This window comes from Nocardia beijingensis NBRC 16342 (assembly GCF_001612785.1).
GTDB classification, from domain to species: domain Bacteria; phylum Actinomycetota; class Actinomycetes; order Mycobacteriales; family Mycobacteriaceae; genus Nocardia; species Nocardia beijingensis.
On record NZ_BDBC01000021.1, the window covers coordinates 19,588 to 39,913 of the forward strand.

At 71.0% G+C, this 20,326-nt stretch carries 21 protein-coding genes and 1 pseudogene; 5 read left to right on the forward strand and 17 right to left on the reverse strand.

Annotation, left to right across the window (positions count from 1 at the left end):
* Nucleotides 1–21: 21 nt before the first annotated feature.
* On the reverse strand, nt 22–186 hold the full coding sequence (locus NB3_RS35570; RefSeq protein WP_169810691.1) for a hypothetical protein: 165 nt from the start codon (nt 184–186) through the stop codon (nt 22–24).
* A gap of 102 nt (nt 187–288) precedes the next feature.
* Here NB3_RS35570 and NB3_RS15215 point away from each other — a divergent pair, with 102 nt between their 5' ends.
* Entirely contained in the window at nt 289–963 is a 675-nt protein-coding gene (locus NB3_RS15215; protein WP_244891918.1) for a class I SAM-dependent methyltransferase, read from the forward strand.
* Between the two features lie 10 nt (nt 964–973).
* Here NB3_RS15215 and NB3_RS15220 read toward each other — a convergent pair whose 3' ends face one another.
* The 4 genes from NB3_RS15220 to NB3_RS15235 form a co-directional block, all read right to left on the reverse strand.
* On the reverse strand, nt 974–2,236 hold the full coding sequence (locus NB3_RS15220; RefSeq protein WP_067802898.1) for an acyl-CoA dehydrogenase family protein: 1,263 nt from the start codon (nt 2,234–2,236) through the stop codon (nt 974–976).
* A 6-nt stretch (nt 2,237–2,242) separates the two neighbouring features.
* Nucleotides 2,243–3,238 (reverse strand): phosphotransferase family protein, encoded by a 996-nt coding sequence (locus tag NB3_RS15225; RefSeq protein WP_084486260.1) that lies wholly within the window; start codon nt 3,236–3,238, stop codon nt 2,243–2,245.
* Nucleotides 3,235–3,531 (reverse strand): DUF6285 domain-containing protein, encoded by a 297-nt coding sequence (locus NB3_RS15230; RefSeq protein WP_067803121.1) that lies wholly within the window; start codon nt 3,529–3,531, stop codon nt 3,235–3,237. The genes NB3_RS15225 and NB3_RS15230 overlap by 4 nt, the downstream gene beginning before the upstream one ends.
* Before the next feature lie 72 nt (nt 3,532–3,603).
* Nucleotides 3,604–4,008: a GNAT family N-acetyltransferase gene (locus NB3_RS15235; protein WP_067802904.1), complete on the reverse strand. Its 405-nt coding sequence runs from the start codon at nt 4,006–4,008 to the stop codon at nt 3,604–3,606.
* A 194-nt stretch (nt 4,009–4,202) separates the two neighbouring features.
* Here NB3_RS15235 and NB3_RS15240 point away from each other — a divergent pair, with 194 nt between their 5' ends.
* Entirely contained in the window at nt 4,203–5,426 is a 1,224-nt protein-coding gene (locus tag NB3_RS15240) for a L,D-transpeptidase (protein WP_067802906.1), read from the forward strand.
* 254 nt (nt 5,427–5,680) lie between these two features.
* Here NB3_RS15240 and NB3_RS15245 read toward each other — a convergent pair whose 3' ends face one another.
* Nucleotides 5,681–6,151: a winged helix-turn-helix transcriptional regulator gene (locus tag NB3_RS15245; protein WP_067802908.1), complete on the reverse strand. Its 471-nt coding sequence runs from the start codon at nt 6,149–6,151 to the stop codon at nt 5,681–5,683.
* 106 nt (nt 6,152–6,257) lie between these two features.
* Between NB3_RS15245 and NB3_RS15250 the strand changes: the two genes are divergently transcribed.
* Nucleotides 6,258–7,511, forward strand: a complete 1,254-nt coding sequence (locus NB3_RS15250; protein WP_067803124.1) for a cytochrome P450 — start codon at nt 6,258–6,260, stop codon at nt 7,509–7,511.
* Nucleotide 7,512: 1 nt separating this feature from the next.
* On the opposite strand, the gene NB3_RS15255 is transcribed toward NB3_RS15250, so the two are convergent.
* The 3 genes and pseudogenes from NB3_RS15255 to NB3_RS36680 form a co-directional block, all read right to left on the reverse strand.
* The gene (locus tag NB3_RS15255; protein ID WP_067802911.1) at nt 7,513–8,160 is read right to left on the reverse strand and encodes an SDR family oxidoreductase; all 648 of its coding nucleotides are present in this window, start codon (nt 8,158–8,160) and stop codon (nt 7,513–7,515) included.
* A 157-nt stretch (nt 8,161–8,317) separates the two neighbouring features.
* Nucleotides 8,318–8,770 (reverse strand): SRPBCC family protein, encoded by a 453-nt coding sequence (locus NB3_RS36675; RefSeq protein ID WP_084486269.1) that lies wholly within the window; start codon nt 8,768–8,770, stop codon nt 8,318–8,320.
* Nucleotides 8,771–9,169: 399 nt separating this feature from the next.
* Nucleotides 9,170–10,279, reverse strand: a pseudogene (locus NB3_RS36680) (FUSC family protein); the annotation flags it as partial.
* 229 nt (nt 10,280–10,508) lie between these two features.
* On the opposite strand from NB3_RS36680, the gene NB3_RS15265 reads away from it, so the two are divergent.
* Nucleotides 10,509–11,927: an amidase gene (locus NB3_RS15265; RefSeq protein WP_067802917.1), complete on the forward strand. Its 1,419-nt coding sequence runs from the start codon at nt 10,509–10,511 to the stop codon at nt 11,925–11,927.
* 336 nt (nt 11,928–12,263) lie between these two features.
* Here the strand turns inward: NB3_RS15265 and NB3_RS15270 are convergent, their stop codons facing one another.
* The 7 genes from NB3_RS15270 to NB3_RS15300 all read right to left on the reverse strand — a co-directional run bounded on the left by NB3_RS15270 (nt 12,264) and on the right by NB3_RS15300 (nt 17,599).
* The gene (locus NB3_RS15270; protein ID WP_218020580.1) at nt 12,264–13,271 is read right to left on the reverse strand and encodes a cation diffusion facilitator family transporter; all 1,008 of its coding nucleotides are present in this window, start codon (nt 13,269–13,271) and stop codon (nt 12,264–12,266) included.
* A 135-nt stretch (nt 13,272–13,406) separates the two neighbouring features.
* Nucleotides 13,407–13,775 carry a fluoride efflux transporter CrcB gene (crcB, locus tag NB3_RS15275; protein WP_067802923.1) on the reverse strand — a complete coding sequence of 123 codons (369 nt, stop codon included), beginning with the start codon at nt 13,773–13,775 and terminating at the stop codon, nt 13,407–13,409.
* Entirely contained in the window at nt 13,772–14,266 is a 495-nt protein-coding gene (locus NB3_RS15280; RefSeq protein WP_244891919.1) for a fluoride efflux transporter FluC, read from the reverse strand. Before NB3_RS15280 ends, crcB begins: the two co-directional genes overlap by 4 nt.
* A 59-nt stretch (nt 14,267–14,325) precedes the next feature.
* Nucleotides 14,326–14,775, reverse strand: coding sequence for a universal stress protein (locus NB3_RS15285; protein WP_067802926.1), 450 nt, complete (start codon nt 14,773–14,775; stop codon nt 14,326–14,328).
* A gap of 58 nt (nt 14,776–14,833) precedes the next feature.
* On the reverse strand, nt 14,834–16,417 hold the full coding sequence (locus tag NB3_RS15290; RefSeq protein ID WP_084486261.1) for a flavin monoamine oxidase family protein: 1,584 nt from the start codon (nt 16,415–16,417) through the stop codon (nt 14,834–14,836).
* Nucleotides 16,324–16,932 (reverse strand): TetR/AcrR family transcriptional regulator, encoded by a 609-nt coding sequence (locus NB3_RS15295; RefSeq protein ID WP_084486262.1) that lies wholly within the window; start codon nt 16,930–16,932, stop codon nt 16,324–16,326. Before NB3_RS15295 ends, NB3_RS15290 begins: the two co-directional genes overlap by 94 nt.
* A complete protein-coding gene (locus tag NB3_RS15300) occupies nt 16,913–17,599 on the reverse strand; it encodes a crotonase/enoyl-CoA hydratase family protein (RefSeq protein WP_067802931.1) in 687 nt (228 codons plus the stop codon). Before NB3_RS15300 ends, NB3_RS15295 begins: the two co-directional genes overlap by 20 nt.
* 225 nt (nt 17,600–17,824) lie before the next feature.
* Between NB3_RS15300 and NB3_RS15305 the strand changes: the two genes are divergently transcribed.
* Nucleotides 17,825–19,072, forward strand: a complete 1,248-nt coding sequence (locus NB3_RS15305; protein ID WP_067802934.1) for a phthiocerol/phthiodiolone dimycocerosyl transferase family protein — start codon at nt 17,825–17,827, stop codon at nt 19,070–19,072.
* 15 nt (nt 19,073–19,087) lie between these two features.
* Here NB3_RS15305 and NB3_RS15310 read toward each other — a convergent pair whose 3' ends face one another.
* Nucleotides 19,088–20,296 (reverse strand): ROK family transcriptional regulator, encoded by a 1,209-nt coding sequence (locus NB3_RS15310; protein ID WP_067802937.1) that lies wholly within the window; start codon nt 20,294–20,296, stop codon nt 19,088–19,090.
* Between the last annotated feature and the right edge of the window lie 30 nt (nt 20,297–20,326).

A 20,326-nucleotide genomic window follows, 5' to 3' on the forward strand; every position in this document is an offset into this window, starting at 1 on the left:
TGCGACCGTGCCACGCCGTGCTCACCGATCCATTCCGCCGTGGCCGCGCGGGGTCGACTCGTCGGTCTCGAGCTGCTCACCGGCGGGGTGCTCGTCGGCATGCGTCGGTTTGGTGTGCTCGTCGGCGAAATCCGCGTCCTGCTGCATCGACTCCGCCGTCTCCGGATCGATATTCGGTGTGCTCATAACCCGCGCGTACCCGCGCCGACGTCGCCGACACCGCTCGGTGTGCCACGCGCGGGAACCGGCCTTGACCTCAATGGCGGTTGAGGATGCAGCATGGATCGCATGACTCGTCCAGTGGAAATGTGGAACACCGTCTACGACAACGACACCGCCCCCTGGGTGATCGGCGAGCCGCAACCGGCCATCGTCGCGCTGGAGCGGGAGGGCGGCATCACCGGCCGTGTACTGGACCCGGGCTGCGGCGCGGGTGAGCACACGATCCTGCTGACCCGATTGGGCTACGACGTACGCGGCATCGATATGTCGCCGAGCGCGGTGGCCTACGCGCGCGCCAACGCGGCCGAGCAGGGCGTGCCGTCCGCCGTGTTCGAGGTGGCCGACGCGCCGGCGCTCGGCGACCGGCCGGACTTCGCCGGTGACCCGCCCGGCTCCGCGCCCGCGTTCGACACCGTCGTGGACAGCGCGCTGTTCCACGTCTTCGGGACCGACGACGAGGCGCGCGCCGCGTACGTCCGCAGTCTGCACGCGGTCTGCAAGCCGGGCGGCACGGTCCACGTCCTCGCGCTCTCGGATGTCGAGCCGGGCTTCGGCCCGCGCATCAGCGACACCGTGATCCTGGAGTCTTTCCGCGACGGCTGGACGGTGGAGGACCTGCGGCCGACCCGCTACCGGGGCCGGGTCACCGACGTGGTGGCCGACCAGGTGACGGGCCTGGAGGTCTCCGAGTCGGGACAGGTCGACGCCGCCGCGTGGCTGGCTCGCATCCGCAGGCTGTGAACCGTCCTGCTCACACCCCTTTGGGCGCTTTGCTGCCCATGAAGCCGAACAGGTAGCCCGCGACCCGCCGCATCTGGATCTCCTCGGCGCCCTCGGTGATCCGGTAGCGGCGGTGGTGGCGGTAGATGTGCTCGAACGGCTTGTGCCGGGAGTAGCCGAGGCCGCCGTGCACCTGCATGGCGCGGTCGGCGGCCTCGCAGCACAACCGGTTGGCCCAGTAGTTGCACATCGAGACCTGCTCGGACACGGCGAAGGTGCCGTAGGTGTCCATCGACCACGCGGTCTTGTGGATGAGGGCGCGCAACATCTCGCACTGGGTGTGCAGCTCCACCAAGGGGAACTGGATCGCCTGGTTGGTGGCCAGCGCCTTTCCGAACGGCTTGCGCTCTTTGGCGTAGGCCACCGACTGGTCGATGCAGTACTGCGCCGCACCGAGGCTGGACGCGGCCTGGCGGATGCGGTTCTCGTTGAAGAAGTGCTGGACCACCGCCAAGCCGCGTCCCTCGCCGCCGAAGACGGTGGCGTCCGGGACCCGGACGCCGTTCAGCGCGACCCTGGCGTGATCGGTGGGCATGTTGAAGGTCCAGAGGTACTCCTCGACCACGAACCCCGGTGCGTCGGTGGGCACCAGGAACGCCGTGATGCCCGCGGCGTCGCCGGGGCCGCCCGAGGTGCGCGCGAAGATCAGGTCGGCGTCGGCGATGTGCACGCCGGTGTTCCAGGTCTTGCGCCCGGTGATCACCCAGTCGTCGCCGTCGCGGACCGCCGATGTCTCCATGTGCGTCGCGTCGGAACCGTGCTCTGGCTCGGTGATGCCGAAGGCGAAGAACTTCGTTCCCGAGGCCAGCCCGTCCACCCACTCCGCCCGCTGCTCGGGTGTGCCGTACTCGAGCATCAGCAGCAGGCCGACGTTGTTGGCGACGATGGCGTGCTCGTTCTGTAGATCGCAATGCAATCCGAGGCCGCGGCGGGCCAAGTGCTCGCGGATCACGGCCATGCCGAGGTTCGTGCCGTCCCGTCCGCCGTATCGCGCCGGGAACGCGTACCGCAGGTGACCCGCGGCGTCGGCGCGCCTGCGGACCTCGGCCAGCAACTGCTCCCACGCGGCGTTCGGCAGGCCGCCGCGCTCCCAGTCGGTGCGGGCGTCCTCGCGCCGGTGGTCGAAGAAGCGGATGTTGTCGTCGGTCTGCTCGAGCGGGGTGATCTCGCGATCGATGAACGCGTCGAGTTCGGCCAGATAATCCACCAGTTCCGCGGGTAGCTCGAAATCCATCGGCGGTCAGCCTTTCGCAGTGGGTCGGATCTGCATCAGCAGGTCCCATTCGATTTCCGACACGCGGCGCCCGCTGGCCGCCATCACGATGTCGCGGACGCTGCCGTCCAGGTGGGCCGCGGCCTGTCCGGCCAGTCCGACGCCCCATCCGAGCGTGCACATCACCTTCCACCAGCGGAAACGGTCTTCGTCGAAGCTGCCGCCGGCGCGGTGGTATCCGCGCAGGAACGCCTCGCGGCCCGCGAGGCCGCCGAATTCCCTGTCGTCCGCGCGGAAGCGCCACATGCGCAGCGCGGGCCAGGCCACATCGCGCATCGGATCGCCCTGACGCTGCGCGCCTTCCCAGTCCAGCACGGCGCGCAGGCCGTCAGGACCGACGACGATGTTGCCGTTGCGCAGGTCGGTGTGCAGCAGCGCGGCCCGTGGCGGCGCGGGCGGGCAGTGGCGTTCCAGCCAGCGCAGCGCGAGAGCGAACACCGGGCGATCCGGCAGCAGCGCGCGCACCTGCGCGTCGGCCTCGATCAGCTGACGCTCGGGGTCGGCCGCCGCGGCGGGCAGCCGTGCGGGCGCTGCCGCCGGGTCGATCGCGTGCAGGCGTCCCATGGCCTCGCCCAACTGCTCGGCGACCCGTTCACCGAGGCCCGACGCCTCGACCAGCCGTAACACCTTGCGCGGCACGGTCTCTCCGTCGATGCGTTCGGAGACCACGAACGGGCCGCCGACATAGGCGGCGTCGGTGCAGATCGCCACCACGGGCGGCACCGGGACGCCGTGGGTGCGCGCCAGTTCACGGACGGCGGCCTCCACGTCGACCGGGACCAGCTCGATCGCGCCCGGCACGATGGTCGCGACCAGGCGTCGCGTCCCGCCGCCCAGGTCGGCCTCGAAGGCGACGTTGCGGCGGCGGGCGCCCGCGGAGAGGTATTCGACGTTCGTCACCGGCACCGCCCGAGTCCCCGAGCCGAGGAACTCTGCCAATCCGCGCGCCAGGTCGGCGCTCACTCGCCCGCCCACGCGTCGTACCCCGGCTTGGCGATCGCCAGATCGGCCCGCACGACCGAGACCAATGCCGCCCAGAGTTGTTCGTCGTCGCCCTTTGCCACGGCGGCGAGCAGCTCACGCTCCCGCTCGGCCGCGACGGGGCCGGACTCGATCTCCCTGCGCACGATCCTGGCCAGGTTGGCCCCCACCCGCGCCTTGTGCTGCAACCCCGCGGGCAGGGCGGGCAGCAGCGTCTCCTCGAGCAGCTCGGCGAGCGAGTCCAGCAACTCCGCTGCCGATGGGCGATTCTGCATGCGTTCCCCTCGGTCGACTCCGGCCATCAGCATGGCACGGGCCGCCGCGGGCCCGATCGGTAGTTTCGGCCGTCACAGTTGGCCGCGCAGTCGTAGCAGCCCGGCTGCCGTGGCGCGGAAACCGCAGGCATCGAAGTAGAACGGCGCGAGGCGATCCTCGAAATCGACGTGCAGCCAGGTACAGCCCGCCGCCCTGGCGCCGCTCGCGGCCCGCGCCACCAGTTCGGTGCCGATGCCTCGGTGCTGCCACTCCGGCCGTACCTTCGGGTCGAGCAGAAACGCGTGGTCGCCGCCGTCCCACGCAACGTTGACGAATCCGGCCAGCGCGCGCTCGACCGTCCGTGCGGTGACCCAGCCGAGGCTGTACCGCACGGCGCGGTCCCACCAGCCCGGGTCGGGGTCGCCGCCGTGCGAGCTCGTCAAGTCGATCATTTCGCTGTCGGTCAGCGCGCCTCGCCATCGATAGTCGATCTCCATGCGGGGTGAATGTATGGCGGGTAGCGGCCGGGAGCCGGCGGTTTACCCGCCGAGACGTTTCCTTTGTGACGGCTGGGAATACGCCGTGGGTGAACTTCTGCTCGAGGTCGTGCCGGGGACGATCGGTAAACTGTGCGGGGGAAAGTGGGCGCGCGTGCGCCATTCGTTGCGCCGGGCGAGCACAGGGAGAATGCATGGCGGTCAGTCGCGTCCGAACCGGAATCGTCGCGGGGCTCGCCCTGGTCATGACGGTGCTCGTCGGGGCGTGCTCGTCTTCGCCGGGGCCGGGCGGCACACCGGGCGCGGCGGGCCCGGCGCCCGCGCCGATCACCATCACGCCCGCTTCCGGGGCACGCGATGTCGATCCGCTGGCGCCGGTGCAGGTGAGCACCGCCGACGGCCAGCTCACCTCGGTGACCATGACCAATGAGCAGGGCAAGGCCGTCGAGGGCATCATGACGCCGGACAAGACGGCCTGGAAGCCCACCGAACCGCTCGGCTACGGCCGCACCTACACCGTGACCGCGGAGGGCTTGAGCCTCACCGGGCGGACCGGCCCGACGACCTCCACCTTCTCCACGCTGACCCCCCACAATCAGACGAAGGTGTCACTGACCACCACGGGCGGCGCACCCCTGTCCGACGGCGGCACCTTCGGTGTCGGCACCGTGGTGGTGGCCCACTTCGACGAGAACATCCCCGACCGCGCCGCCGCCGAGAAGCGGCTCTCGGTCACCACCGATCCGCCGGTCGAGGGTTCCTGGTACTGGTTGGACGACCGCAACGCGCACTGGCGTCCGAGGGAGTACTACACGCCGGGCACGAAGGTCACCGTGGCGGCGAACATCTACGGCCAGGAACTCGGCCGCGGGCTCTACGGCCAAGAGGACACCAAGACCACGTTCACCATCGGCGCGGCGCACGTCTCGATCGCCGACGACAACACCAAACAGATCCAGGTCTTCGAGAACGGGAAGCTGATCCGCACCATGCCCACCTCGATGGGGATGGGCGGCAGCGAGGTCGTCGGGGGCAAGACGATCACCTTCTGGACCCAGCCCGGGATCTACACGGTCATGGACAAGGCCAATCCGGTGATCATGGATTCCTCCACCTACGGCCTGCCGATCAACTCCCGCCTCGGCTACAAAGAAGCCATCGGCTGGGCGACGCGAATCAGCACCGACGGCATCTACTTGCACCAGCTCGACTCCACCATCTGGGCCCAGGGCAACACCAACGTCTCCCACGGCTGCCTCAACCTCAGCGGCGAGAACGCCCAGTGGTTCTTCAATTTCGCCGTCCCCGGCGACGTGGTGGAGATCCGCAACACCGGCGGCGCCCCGCTGGAGGTCTGGCAGAACGGCGACTGGGGTCTGCCCTGGGATCAGTGGGTGCAGGGCAGCGCGTTGCACTAGCGCCGCCCGCCGAGCCGACACGCTGCCTCGTCTTGCCGACGACGGGAAGCTGCACTACATTCCTGCACTCGCGAGACCGCCCGGTCTCCCAACCCTGCGCGACCGATCCGCGACGGCACCGCGCGGGACCCGCGTTGACGATCGGAGCCGGCTCGATGGCGATGCTGCTGTACTACCTACTCCTGCCGCTGTACCTGGCCGAAACATTCGTCGACGCACTGGATTGAGTTCCGCCCGGCTCGCCCGCGTACCGGTCAACCGGCTTGTTCGGCCCCCGGCGGCTGGTGGAAGCCGGGCCCGGCCTTGGGTTCCACATCGCGCGGATCGATCGGTTCGCGGCAGTGGTCGCAGACCAGCATGGGTGAGGTCTCGTGGCCGCAGGTGCGGTGTTCCAGCACGACCGGCCTGCCCTCCGGCCCGGTCAGATGGTTGTCACCCCAGACCATCATGGCTGTGACGATCGGATACAACTCCCGGCCCGCCGCCGTCAGGTGGTAATCGACCCGGCCGCCGCCGTGGTCGGTGCGGGTGAAGATGCCCGCGTCGATCAGCATGCGCAGGCGGCTGGTGAGCAGATTGCGGTTGGTGATGCCGATATTGCGCGCGAAATCGCTGAACCGGTGCACCCCGAAGAACGCCTCGGCGATGAGCAGGATGGTCCACCGGTCGCCGAGCAGTTCGACGACGCGGGTAACCGAATCGTCGACCGGGCGCCGCAGTGTCATGGCGACATCTTCGCATCTCGTGGCGGTATTGCTTTCCTACCGGCAGTATCGCAATAATACCGAGCAGGACCGGTGCCCGCTCCGGGCCGGACAGCTGGGAGTGTCGATGACGACCACGAACCACCCGACCGACGACTACGTGCGCCTGCTCGACCCCGCAGTGCGGCCCGACCCGTACCCCGTCTTCGCACGGCTGCGCGACGCGGGCGCGTTCCGGATCGGCACGGCTCCGGTGGTCGTGCTGACCCGCTACGCCGATTGCGCCGCCGTGCTGCGCGATCCGCGCGCGAGCGTGGACCGGTCACTGGCCCGGGTGCAGCTGGGCTCGATGCCGATCTACGACGGCACCCGGGAAAACGGTGCGGCGCGGGCGAAACCGTCGTTCCTGTTCCTGGATCCGCCCGATCACACTCGGCTGCGCCGCCTGGTGTCCAAAGCGTTCACCCCGCGCGTCGTGCGGAGCCTCGAGCCGAGGATCGCCGAGATCGTCGACGACCTGCTCGACCAGCGCGCCCGCGCGGGCAGCCTCGACGCCGTCGATCACTTCGCCTATCCGCTGCCGGTGACCGTCATCTGCGAACTGCTCGGCGTCCCGCTGGCGGACGAAGCCCGGCTCAGCGCCTGGTCCGCGCTGCTGTCGCGCACGCTCGACCCCACTTCTCGCGCGGCCGCCCAGTTCCGCGCCGACCCGGCGGAGATCCAGCGCGCGGGCACCGAACTGTACGCCTACTTCGAGGAACTCACCGACCGCCGCCGCCACACCCCCGGCCCCGATCTGCTGTCCGAACTCATCGCCGCCGAAGACGCCGGAGACGCGCTCACCCACGCGGAACTGATCTCGACCTGCGCGCTGCTGCTGGTCGCCGGGCACGAGACGACGGTCAACCTGATCGCCAACGCGACCCTCGCCCTGCTCCGCAGGCCGGACGAACTCGCCGCCCTGCGCGCGGACCCGGACCGGGCGGCGGGCGTCGTCGAGGAGACGTTGCGCTTCGACCCGCCGGTCCAGTTGATCCCGCGCATCGCCGCCGACGATCTGACCGTCGGCGGCACGGACATCCAGCGCGGCGACCTGGTGGTGCTGCTGATCGCCGCCGCGCACCGCGACCCCGCGATGTTCGGTGACCCCGACCGATTCGATCCGGCACGGGAGAACCGTCACCTGGCCTTCGGCCTCGGGACGCACTTCTGTGTCGGCGCTCCCCTGGCCCGCCTGGAGGCGCGCGTGGCGTTGACCCGCTTCGCGCGACGAGTCGAAGCACCCCGGCTGACGGCCGATCCGCCACCGTATCGGGAGCACGTCAATCTGCGCGGGCCGGCGCACCTGCCCGTCGAGTTCGCGGCGATCGCTCCCCGGTAGCTCAGCCGTCGTAGGCGACGTGCGGCGTCCAGCCCTCGGCGGGGCGGGTGGCCGCCGTGTACAGCGCCTCGGCGACCCGGTCGCGGGTGAACGCTCCCTCGCCGAGAACTCCGTTGATCTGCACCGCGACCGCTCGAATCCCCTCGGGCGCGAGGGTGGCGTCCACACTGGTGACCAGATTGCGCACCGCCGCCTTCTGCACACCGAGCGAGGCGGCCCGGTGCCAGGGCTTGTCCGCGGCCGCGCTGCCGGTGACCAGCACGCGGGCGCCGTCGGACAGGAAGGGACGCGCCGCTTGCACGGCGGGCAGCAGCGCACCCGCGCCCACGGTGACGTCCTCGATCAGCTCGGCGACCGTCAGCCGCAACGGATCGGCCTCACGAAAGACGCTGGGATTGAAGTGCAACACGTCGATGCGGCCGTGCCGCTCGCCCACCCCCGTGACGACGCTGGCCACGTCGGCGGGGTCGCGCAAATCCACGCCGACGCCCTCGGCTTCGAATCCCTGCTCGCGCAACTGCTCCGCCAGAGGTTCGGCCTCCTCGGGGTACCGGCAGGCCAGCACCGTAGTGAAGCCGTCGGCGGCGAACAGGCGGGCGACCGACAGCCCGACGCCGGGACCGGCGCCGAGCACCAGCAGCACGGTCATCGTTTCCCGCCCCCGGTCCGGGACCTGGTACCGGCCTGACACGGTGTTCGATCCGGGGCGCGCCGCGGCCGGTCATCCACCGGGCCGGTTGCCACCGACGTGTCCGATCGCCCAGCTACGCTCGGAAATTCCTGCGCGCGCGAGCGGCTCGCGCCGATCATTCGACGACGGCCTTGATCCGCTCGAGGGTCTCGCGCATGCCCTCGACATTGGTCTTGCCGCGCGCCCAACCGGCCAGCAGCCAATACAGCCGCAACACCGGGTTGCTGTGCAGCTGGAACGACTCGGTGACTTCGGTGCCGCCGTCCACCGGTCGGAAAACGTAGCGCCAGGTGTTGATCGGCATGCCCCGCGGTCCGAGCACGGTGAACGCGAACTCCCGGCCGGGCTCGCAGGCGTCGATGCGGCACACCGTCGCGTACTTCAGTCCCCAGCCGTTGCGGTTGACATGACCGCGGAACTTCACTCCGACCGCGGGTCCGGTCGCGCCGCCGAGCCACTCCGCGGCGAAGGTCTCCGGACTGAACCGCCCGGTGTTCTCGATGTCGCTGACCAATTCCCAGATCTTGTCGGCCGGGGCGGCCATCCGGACCGTGACGCTGTCGTGCATGCGCCGAACGCTAGCAGGCGGTCCTGCCGTCGCTTGCGGCCGCGACCGGGCCGCCGCCAACCGGTCCGCCCAGCCGTCCACGTCCGCCAGCCGCTGGTCCGGCCGCAGCACCCAGCAGGCGGCGAGCAGATCATGACCGAAGTGCGCCAGGGCCGCGTGCCGCGGCCAGTGCGGGCGGGTCCACTCCGGGTCGTCGGTCGCCGAGTCGATGCCGCTGCGCACCACGCCGACCAGCTCGAATTGCAGATGCTGGACCAGCACCCACGCCCCGGCGTCCATCGGTTCGCGGCGCAGCCGGTCGAGCAGGGCGGTGGCGGCGGCGCACACCCGGTGTTCCAGCCACTGGAAGGTGCGCCGGTGTCCGTGGGGCGCGACGCCGCGCAGCGCGAGCACGGCGACGGCGACACCGAGCAGCGTCTCCCAGAGCCGATCCCGGATCACGGGTCCGATCGGACCGCCCGTCGTGGCGACTCCGCCCGCGATCAGGGCGACCGGCGTGATGAAGACGACGGCCAGCGCGTAATTGCGCGGCACGAACAGCTCGATGCAGAACTGCAGCGCGGCGACGAGCGCGATCAGCGCGTATCCGGTCGGCCCGAGCTGGTAGATCAGCGCGAAGAGCCCGAGGCCCGCGATGGTGCCGACGAACCGGTGGATGGCCCGCACCTGTCCGCGCACTCGGTCGGGTCCGGTCTGCAACACGATGAGGGCGCTGAGCACCGCCCAGTGCGGCCGCTCCAGACCCAGCAGCGCGCTCAGCGCGCCTGCGCCCAGGCAGCCCGCGGCGACACGCATCGCGCTGATCGCCGCGTGCGAGGACAACGACAGGGAACGCTCGAGCCGGAAGCCGATGCCGGGGCGAGCGAACGAGACCAGGGGGTCGACCAGCAGATCGTCGGTGTCGTCGTCGGGCGCGTGCCCGGCGAGGTCGCGCCGCGCCTGCTGCAAGGTGGCGAGCAACTCGGCTTCCCGCGGGTCCGAAGGCAGGCCGGCGTCGTAGACCGCGGCCCACGCGTCGGCCATCGCGGCGGCCGCCCGGTGGCGCAGATCGATCGCGGGCGTCCCCTCCTCTCGCGCCGCGACGTAGGCGTCGACCGCCCGAACCGCCGCGCCGACCGCCATCCGTTCTGGCTTGCGGCGATCCCGCAACACCCCGGCCATCGAGACGACGATCGACGCGACGACACCGCAAGCCGTGCAGAACAACAGCGTCGCCACCGCGGTCCCGGCCTCCGCGGCTTTCATCGCGCCCGCGCAGACCAGTGCGAAGAACAACGCGCCGGGCGGGCCGAGCCGCAACGCGTCGATGACGAACACAGCCACGACCGCGATAGCCGACACCACCACGACCATGAGCAGGGACGAACCGAAGCCCGCGTCCAGCAGGCCGCCGATCAGCGCACCGGCGCCGGCAGCGGCCAGCAGCGCCGCGCCCGCGGCGAGGACGACCCTGCCGCGCACCCGGAACGGCCGTCCCTCCCCGTAGAGCACGGCGAAGGCGCCGAACATGACGAACACCGCCGCCTGGGGGTGACCGAGACCGGTGATGATCGTGGCGGGGACGGCGAACGCGAGCGCGGCGCGCAACGCCACGCTCCACCGCCGGCCCGCGGGCGGCAAGGCGAACAGCAGCGAGCCGACTCGGCCTCTCGGTGGCACCGGATCCGGGTATGTCGCGGCCACCTGCTGTCCTTTCTGCTCTGGACGATCCACCTGGTGCACACATTAGATTCGGGGCATGACCGCCGACGCTCATCTTCCGCTACCCTCGCGCGTCCACGCCTTCGGCGACGACGCGCTCGGTGATCACGACGCCGTCGCCTTGGCCGCGCTGGTGCGCGACGGTGCGGTGTCGCCGCGCGAACTCGCCGCCGCCGCGGTGGCGCGCGCCGAGCAGGTGGAGCAGCTGGCGGCCGTCGCCTACCGCAGCTACGCGCAACCGCTGCTGCCCGCCGAGCGGACCGGCGCCTTCTACGGCGTGCCCAGTTTCGTGAAGGACAACACGGACGTGGCGGGCATGCCGACCAATCAGGGCACGGCCGCGTTCCGCGCGCGACCGGCCCGCGCGCACAGCGGCTACACCCGGCAGTTCCTCAGCACCGGCCTCACCGTGCTCGGCAAGAGCGCAATGCCCGAGTTCGGCTTCAACGCCAGCAGCGAGACGCCGCATCTCGCGCCGACGCGCAATCCCTGGCACACCGGCCATTCGGTGGGCGGCTCGTCGGGCGGGGCGGCCGCGCTGGTCGCGGCGGGTGTCGTCCCGATCGCACACGGCAACGACGGCGGTGGTTCCATCCGGATTCCGGCGGCGTGCGCTGGGCTGGTCGGTTTGAAGCCGACGCGGGGGCGGCACGTGGTGTCCGGGCTGGCGCGCACGCTGCCGGTCGACATCGTCAGTGAGGGGGTGCTGACCAGGACGGTCCGTGACACGGCGGTGTACGCCGCGGCGGCCGAGCGCTATTGGCGCAATCCCGCGCTGCGGCCGATCGGACGCGTGGACGGTCCGCCGACCCGGCGCATGCGGGTGGCGCTGGTGCTCGACAACCTCGCGGGGCCGCTGGCCGCGGGGCCGACCCGGGCGGCCGTCGAAAGCGTCGCGCGCACACTCGAATCCGGCGGTCATTCGGTGGAACCGGTGCCGCTGCCGTTCGATGCCACCATCGAGAGCGCCTTCCTGCACTACTGGGGCCTGCTCGCGGCCGCGATCACCACGACGGGCCGGTTCATCGACCGCCGGTTCGACGCGCGTCGCGTGGACGATCTGACCGTCGGCCTGCGCGCCTTGTTCCTGCGCCGCGCCCTGCACGCCCCGTTGACGCTCTACCGCCTCCGCGCGGCGGCCGCCACCTACGAGCAGGCGCTCGGCCCCTACGACGCGGTTCTGCTGCCAACGCTCGGGCACACCACACCCGAACTCGGCTATCTCAGCCCGACCGTGCCGTTCGACGAACTGATCGAGCGGTTGCGCGCCTACGTCTGCTTCACCCCGATCAACAACATCACCGGAACACCGGCCATCACGGTTCCCGCAGGCCTCACCGACGCCGGGCTGCCCATCGGCGTGCAGTTCGCCGCCACCCGCGGCAACGAGCGCACCCTGCTGGAGCTGGCCTACCTGATCGAGGCCGAGCGGCCGTTCCCCCGCCTGGATCGCTGAGCCGTTCCACCCGAGCGCTGGGCCGGATCGCCCGAGCAGGGGGCCCGATCGCCCGAGCACTAGGCGGATCGCCCAAGCATGGCCCCGATCGCCCAAGCGCGAGGGCGTTTCACCCGAGGGCGGGGCCGTTCCACCCGAGCGCGGGCCGGATCGCCCGAGGGCGGGGCCGTTCCACCCGAGCGCGGGGCCGTTCCACCCGAGCGCGGGGCCGTTCCACCCGAGCAGGGGGCCGGATCGCCCGAGCGCGGGCCAGAATCGCCCGCCCCGCAACGCGACGCCGGATTCCCTCCGCTCCCCTGGCGCCTATAAGCGTCGTGCGCGTGGCGCGCCGGTAGGTCAGCGCGCGACGGGGTTCGCCGCCGACGACGGACGGTCGCGATGCACCGGGCCGTGGGCGTCGTCGCAGTGGTCTTCCAGCACCGGCAGCAGGCGCTGCGCGTCCACCCCGTCAGAGGCGGTCACGGCGTGGGAATGGTCGACCTGCAAAGTGGTGTGGGTGATGCCGTAGTCGTGGTCGAGCAGGTGCTCGATCCGCTGGCGCAGGCCGTGGCAGTCGGCGCCCGGCCGGACCAGTACGTGCGCCGACAGCGCGATGTCACCGGAGGTGATCTGCCAGACGTGCAGATCGTGCACCTCGTCGACGCCATCGATGTCCACCAGGCCGCGGCCGAGCGCGTCGGGATCGACGCCCGCCGGCGCCGCCTCCAGGAAGATCCGGCCGGATTCGCGCACCAGTCCAAGCCCCGCCTTGACCATCAGGGCGACGACGATCAGCGTGGCGATCGCGTCGGCCCTGGCGAAGCCGGTGGTGAGCACGACGAGACCGGCCACCGCGGTGGCGATGAACCCGTACAGGTCGTTGAGCACGTGCTGGAAGGCGCCCTCCACGTTCAGGCTGGCGCGATTGGCCTTGCTGATCGCCCAGGTGGCCGCGATGTTGACCACCACACCGGCCAGTGCGGTCGCCAGCACGAGGCCGCCGGTCACCTCCGGCGGCTCCAGCAGCCTGCGCACGGCCTCATAGGTGAGCCAGCCCGCCAGCACGAGCAGCGTGACGCCGTTGGCCTGTGCCGAGAGGATCTCGGCGCGCTTGTAGCCGTAGGTGTACTTGCCGTTCGCCGGACGCGCCGCGAGCCGGATCGCGATGAGCGCGAGGACAATGGACGCGGCGTCGGTGAGCATGTGCGCCGCGTCCGACAGCAGGGCCAGCGAGTTGGCCAGCAGGCCGATCACGACCTCGACCGACATGAAGCCGAGGATGAGGGCGAGCGCGATGGTCAGCCAGCGGCGATCGGCCTGACCGGAGAGCGCGTGCCCGTGCGCGTGCCCGTGTTCGTGTCCCATCGACCCAGCCCCTTCCGGCACCTGATGTATGCGCATATCTGCATCTGTTGTGGGTAGCTTAACCCACCCCGAGCGGTCTGCGACAGGGCAGCCGAGTGAACTGGATCACGTCGCACATCGTTTCGGCGAGCGGATTCAGCCGACCAGGGCGTGCACTGCCGCGTAGCTCGACACTGTGGCGATAACCCCTGCGGAGACACTGACGACCACGTTCGTCACCGCGTAGAAGTACGCGCCGCGCTCGGCCAGCCGCACGGTTTCGTAGCTGAAAGTGCTGTAAGTGGTCAGCGCGCCGCAGAATCCAGTGCCGAGCAGTACGAACAGCGGCGAGGACAACGCCGTCCCCGCCCCGCTGAGAGCGCCGAGTACCAGACAGCCGATCACGTTGACCGCGAAGGTGCCCCACGGGAACAGGCTGTCGCGACGATCCTGCACCGCGCGATCGATGAGATACCGCAACGGTGCGCCGATCGCGCCGCCGACCAAGACCAGCACAACGGTCATCGAGCCGCCTTCCGCGCGCGTCGCAGGCGCTCGTATCCCGCCCTGGTGAGCCCCATGGCGACGAGTGTCGCCGACAGGGCGCAGATCAGCGTGCCCGCCAGATAACCTGCCGCGACGACGATCGTTTCCGGCCGCAGCAGCGCGCGGATCTCGTTGGCGTAGGTGGAGAAGGTCGTGAACCCGCCCAGGACGCCGACGCCGAGAAAAGGACGCAGCAACCGATGGACAGCCCAGATCTCGGTCACCGCGACCATGAGCACTCCGATCGCGAAACAGCCTGCGACATTGGTGACGAATGTGGCGAGCGGAAAGTGCCCCGGACGGGCGGGCAACCCCTGGGCGATGCCGTAGCGAGCGAGCGCGCCGAGCGCCCCTCCACACGCGACGACGACCGACACCGGCCCGTTGGCACGCCAGAAATCCCGCCGTCGAGCGCGGCCTCGCGCGCGATCGGCGACGCCGGTCGGTTCTTCGATCAGTTCACCCGCCACGCGGATCTCTTACCCGACCGCCCGCGCCGGCGCCACCGCCGGTCATCCCGCCGCCGCGTTCACCGGCGCTCGGCCTCTCCGTCGCCGTCGTGCGCGACGAGCACCGAACAGCCGACATGACGTGCGGCCTTCTCCGCGGTGCTGCCGATGAACCGCCCCCAGATGCCCGAGTGCCCGCTGCGCCCGAGCACCAGCAGGTCGGCGCCGTGATCGGCGGCGGCCGTCGCCAGTTCGCGCGCCGCTTGGCCCGCGCGGATCTCGGCGTGCACCGCGATGCCGCGCTGTTCGGCGGTCTCGGCGGCAGCGGCGAGCCAGCGGCGGCAGGTCAGCTCGCCGATCGAGCGTTCGTCCTCGATCTCGCCGACCACCGGCCCGTAGTGCGGCAGGTACTCCTCGACCGCGACGACCGTGAGCGTGGCGCGGTGCACCGCCGCCAGCTCGAGCGCCATCGTCAAGGCGGCCCTGGCGCCGGGTGAATCGTCGTAACCCACCACGATCCGCTGGAACACCTTTTCATTGTGAGCCCTCGGCTGGACCGGAGCCAGCCTTCCGGCAACACTGCGGCAATCACGCCGTGGCCGTGGCGCGCTGGGCCGCGAGCACTTCGGCGGCCGCGCGCTCACCCGAGCGGATCGCTCCCTCGATGTAACCCGACCACTCCGTCGCGGTTTCGCTGCCGGCCCAGTGGATCGGGCCGACCGGCTGGCGAAGAGCGGAACCCACGGTGGTCAGGACGCCCGGCGGGAAGAAGGCCCCGTAACCGCCCCGCGTGTACGGATCGTCCGCCCAGACCTTCTCGTGCCACTCGACCGGTTCGCGCGCGGTGTACCCGAAGGCGCGCACGAGCGACCCGATGACCATGGCGCGGCGCTCGGCCGGGGGCAGCGCGGCCAGTCGCTGCGCGGCCCGGCCCGGCACCAGCGCGCCGAGCACCCCCGGACCGCCAGGCCGGGTGGCGTCGAAGGTGACCGGCACCGGATCGTGCAGGTTCAGCGATTGCCCGGTGAGCAGGTCGTCGCGCCAGAACGGCCGCTCGTAGACGGCGAACGCTTTGAGCACCGAGCCCATCGGCATGCGCTGGGTCAACTGGTCGCGCGCGGCGGGCAGCGGCGGATCGTAGGCGATCCGCCCGGACAGAGGGGGCGGCACCGCCACGATCACGTGCTCGGCGTGCACCTCGCCGGAGCCGAAGGTCACCACCGCACCGTCCGCCTGCCTGCGGATACCGGTCACGGGCGCGCCGAGACGCACCGAACCGCCCAGTTCCGCGGCCACCGCGAGCGCGGGCCCGTCGGCGCCGTCGACGAACAGGCGGGTCACCGTCTCGGCTTCGACTCCGGCCTCGACGCCGCCCGCCGCACGAATCGTGGTGAGCAGACCGAGCATCGAGATGCTGCCGACATCGACGCACAGTTCCTCGCCGATCATCACCTCGGCCAGGTTCCGTGCCCGCCGCTCCGGCAGATTCCGGCGCAACCAGGTCGCCGCGGTCATCGCGTCCAGCCGGTCGGCGCCCGGCGCGGCCCACGGCCGCGCGAGATCCACCCGGGCGGCCATCCGTTCCAGCCGCCACATGGCCTGGGCGAGCACGATCAGGACGAACGTCGGCAGCGGCGGGCGTGCGCCGGTGAACGGCCGCCTGACCACGCCCTCGACCAGGAGGTCGGCCCCTTCGGGCGGCGGGTAGGTCGCGGCGCCGTACTCCTCGGCCAGCGCCGCGAATCGCGTGTGCGCGGTCGAGATCCACTGGCCGCCGAGGTCCACGGCCCAGCCGTCGCCGACTCGCGCGGTCAGCGTGCGCCCGCCGACGCGCTCGCTCGCCTCCAGGACGACGACTTCCCGGCCCGCCGCTCGCAACGCCCGCGCCGCGCACAGCCCGGCATATCCCGCACCGACGACAGCGACGTCCGCACGGTCCATGGTGGCCTCCCGTCGCCGCACCGTAACTCGACAACCACTGTCGATCACCCGTGGCCGATCCGCAACCGGCGCGGCGACAGCGCGCACGTCCCGGTCCCGCGTCGTCCCGCCCCGATGAGGCGCAGGTGCGCCGCCGCTCAGCGCGTCAGCGTGGCCAGGGCGGCGACGGCGGCCTCCTGCAAGGTCGCGGTCAGCGTGCGCGGCGGAGCCGTGACGCGTCCGCGCACCCATTGCCTGCAGTACTCCTGCACCGGCCCGACGCAGATCGCATGCGCCACCGGGTAACCGCCGCCGCCCTCCTCCGCAGTTCCGAGCAGCTCCCCGTACATGCGCTCCAGCGCACCGAAGAAGACTCGATTGTGCTGTGCCAGCGCGGGTTCCGCGTATCCGGCCACCTCGTCCGGCAACGTGGCGAACAGGAACCGGGCCAGCTCGCGATGGTCTTCCACCCAACCGAGATGGGCCGCGAGCAGCGCGCGGATCGCCTCCTCGGATCCCAGGTCCGGCGCGTCGATACGCTCCAGCACCGTCCGCTGATAGTCGAGCATCCCGGACACGTGGACCGCCGCGGCCAGTTCGGCTTTCGATCCGAACGCGTGGAACATGCTGCCACTGGACAAGCCGAGCCGATCCCGCACACCGGCCACCGTGAACGACGAATACCCCTTGTCCAGCAGCTGTCGCGTAGCTTCGGCCAGAATGCGCTCGCGGGTGCGCACGGCCGGGCTACCCGCCGAACTCTTCATCTATGCCGGAGCGGACCGCCGCGAGCACCTGGGCGCGCACACGCAGTTTCGTCCCCGCGTGCGCCGCGAAGTCGATGCCGGTCAAGCGGCGCGCTTCGGCCGTCGCGCGCGTGCGCAGGTCGTCGGCGTCGGCGGCGAGCAGGTCGAGAAAGCCCAGCTCCCTGGCGTCTTCCGGCCCGACGAGGATCCCGGTGTTGGCCGCCCGGTCGAAACCGGGCGCGGTGAGCCGGTGCCGCGCCAGTTCCACACCGTAGTGCGGAATGGTCAGTCCGATCGCGACCTCGTTGAGACCAAGTTTGAAATCCCCTGTCACGCCGAATCGCACGTCCGCGGCCAGCAGCGTGAACGCGCCCTGGGCGATGGCGTGCCCCTGGCAAGCCGCCACGACCGGATACGGGAACCCGAGCAGCCGGTGGACCACGTTGCCGCCGGCACGGAGGGTGCGGCGGATGTCGTCGGCGGAACGGGAGAACGTCGCCAGGTCGTAGCCGGCGGAGAACACGCGCGGGCGGCCGGTCAACAGGACGACCGCGCGGTCCGCCTCGGCCCGGTCCAGTGCGGCGGCGATGGCGCCGAGCATGCGCTCCGACATCACGTTCGCCTTGCCGTCGTCCAGCGCGATGGTGGCGACGCCGTCGTCGAGCCGGTAGGTGACGAGTTCGGTCATGGCAGCCTCCTCTAGAGCAAGACTCTAGAGTATCACTCTAGAAGGCGACAGCTAACCCTGGGCTGCGGCCGCGGCAGCCTCGCCCGGACCGGGTCTCGTTACCGCGAAGAGACGAAACAGCCGCGCCGGATCGTCCGATACAGCAAGCACACGATGCTGCCGAAAAAGCCTGGCGCGTCCGGGCTTCGGACTAGCCTCGGGACAGGCCCAGGTGAAGGAAGCGACATGACCGCAGCAACCGCCATCCGCCCGCTGGCGCCGAGCGAGGCCATCTTCGCCAACAGCGAAGTGCTCGTCGGCTATTCGATTCGGGTCGCGGGCCGGTTGGATCTCGCCGCGCTGTCGGCGGCGTTCGAAGCCGTGGTTCGCGCCCGCCCGATCCTCGGCGCCCATCTGGAGCCGGACGGGTGCGGCGGTCACCTGCTGCTCGAATCCCCCGGCGCCGCACCCGAGCCGACGGTCGCCGCGGGCGATCCCGAGCGACTGCTCACCGGCGCCCGGCTCGACCAGCGCGAGGCGCTCGCCTCGCTGTGCGTGGTCCGCGACGGCGACACCGCGGGCGTCACCTTGGTGACCCACCACAGCGTCGCGGATGCCTGTCATTCGCTGGCCGTGTTCGCCGAGCTGTGGTCCTGCTATACCGACCGCACCCGCGGCCGACCCGCCGAGCTGCCGCCGCAAGGCTTCCCGCGCTCGGTCGAGGACCTGCTGCGCGAGCGGGGCGTGCGAAAGATCGGCACACCGGTCGTGCCGCACCACCCTGTCGGCATCGCTCGAAACCCCTCGGGACCGGAAGATCCCGGCTACCTCGTCCCGCGCACCGCACGGTGCAGGCTGACCAGGAAGCAGACCGCCGCGCTGATCGAACTGGGGCACCGGAACAACACCACGATCAACGGCCTCGCCTCGGCCGCGATCCTGCTCACCGAGGCCGAGCTGCGCGGACTGCCGCTGACCGAACTGGCCTACACCTACTCGGTCGATCTGCGCACCCGGGTGACCCCGCCGATCGGGATGACCGAAGGCACCAACGTACTCGGCTTCGCCAACTTCGTCCCGGCGCCAGGGACCGGCTCGACGCTGGTCGAGCTGGCCCGCGGCATCAGCGGCACGCTGCGCGCCGGACTGGACACCGGCCTCGTGCAGCAGACTCCGCTGCACATCCCCGAGATCGCCGCAGGCCCCCCGCCGCGCGCACCCGGCATCGTGCTTGCCACCAATTGGGGACGCGTGCGCAGGCCCGAAGTGCCGGATGAGCTGCGGATCACCGACTTCCGCTCGATCATGCTCGGCAAGCCGGACAAGACCGGGCACCGGCTGCAGCAGCCGAGCGGCACCATCATCATCAGCACCTTCGACGACCGGCTGAGCATCGAGATCCATCACCCCGAGGAGACCACGGACGAACAGCGGGTGCGCGTGCGCCTGCTGACCACCCACCTGTCGGAGTTCGGCGCCGCGGGAGCGGCGTGAACCCGGCCGCGACCGTCAAGCGCGCGCGGCCTGCCCGCGGGACAGGGTCTGCAAAGGATCGGTGAGCACATCGGTGAAGGCGAGTTCCGCGGCGCCGAGCAAGGTGGCGTCGCCCGCGAGCGCGCTGGTGCGCAACCTGACTCGTTCGCGCAGGGCTTGCAGGCCGTTCACCGCGACGCGGCTGCGCACCTGGGCGGCCGAGGCGAGATAGATCTCCCGCAGCACGCCACCGAACACCACCATCGACGGATTGAAGATGTTCACCAGATTGGCGACGCCGTAGCCGAGCCATTCGCCGACCTGGTGCAGCGCGTCGCGTGCCGCCGCGTCGCCGCGGGCGGCGGACTCGATGATCGCGTCGACCGCCGCCTGGCCGGCGGGCTCGGTCCGTCCGGCCGCCGCGATCAATCCGAGTTCACCCGCCTCGACTTCCAGGCAGCCACGGGAACCGCAGGCGCACGGCCTGCCACCAGGATTGACGATCATGTGCCCGACCTCACCGCCGTAACCGCCCTCCCCGCCGAGCAATTCGCCGTTCATGATGATGCCGCCGCCGATGCCGACGTCACCGTGCAGGTAGATCAGATTGGCCAAGCCCTCGCCCACTCCGCGCTCGCGTTCGGCCAGCGCGCCCAGGTTGGCGTTGTTGCCGACCGCGACGCGGAGGCCGAGACCGAGTTCTCGCGTCAGCTCGGCGCCGAACGCGACATCCACCCAGCCGAGATTCGGTCCGTACCGCACCACGCCGTCCTGCTCGCGGACCATGCCGCAGAACGCGACGCCGACGCCGACGCACCGGGCGTCCGGCGCGGCGGCGGCGATCATCTCCCGTGCCATCGCGGCGAGCGCGGCGATCACATCGTCCGGGTCGAATGCGCCGCCGGGGCGGGCGGCCGCGGTGCGATCGAGCACCGAGCCGCCGAGCCCGACCCGCGCGGCGGCGAGCCGGTCCGCCCCGACGTCGAGCGCGACGACGTAGACCCGCTCGGCCTGCGGGCGCACCACCAGCGACGGCCTGCCCGCCCGTCCGGTCTGACCGGGCAATTCCTCGCTGACCAGTCCCGCCGCCGCCAGATCCGTGGTGAGCGCGAGAATCGTGCTGCGGTTCAACCCCATTCGCTCGGCGAGCGCGGCGCGCGACACCGCCCCGTCGCGGTGGACGTGCCGCAGCAACGCGGCGAGGTTGCGCGTGCGGATCTCATCGGGCGAAGGTGCTGCTCGCATTCACCGGGCTTTCGTCACGGGGGCTGGGAT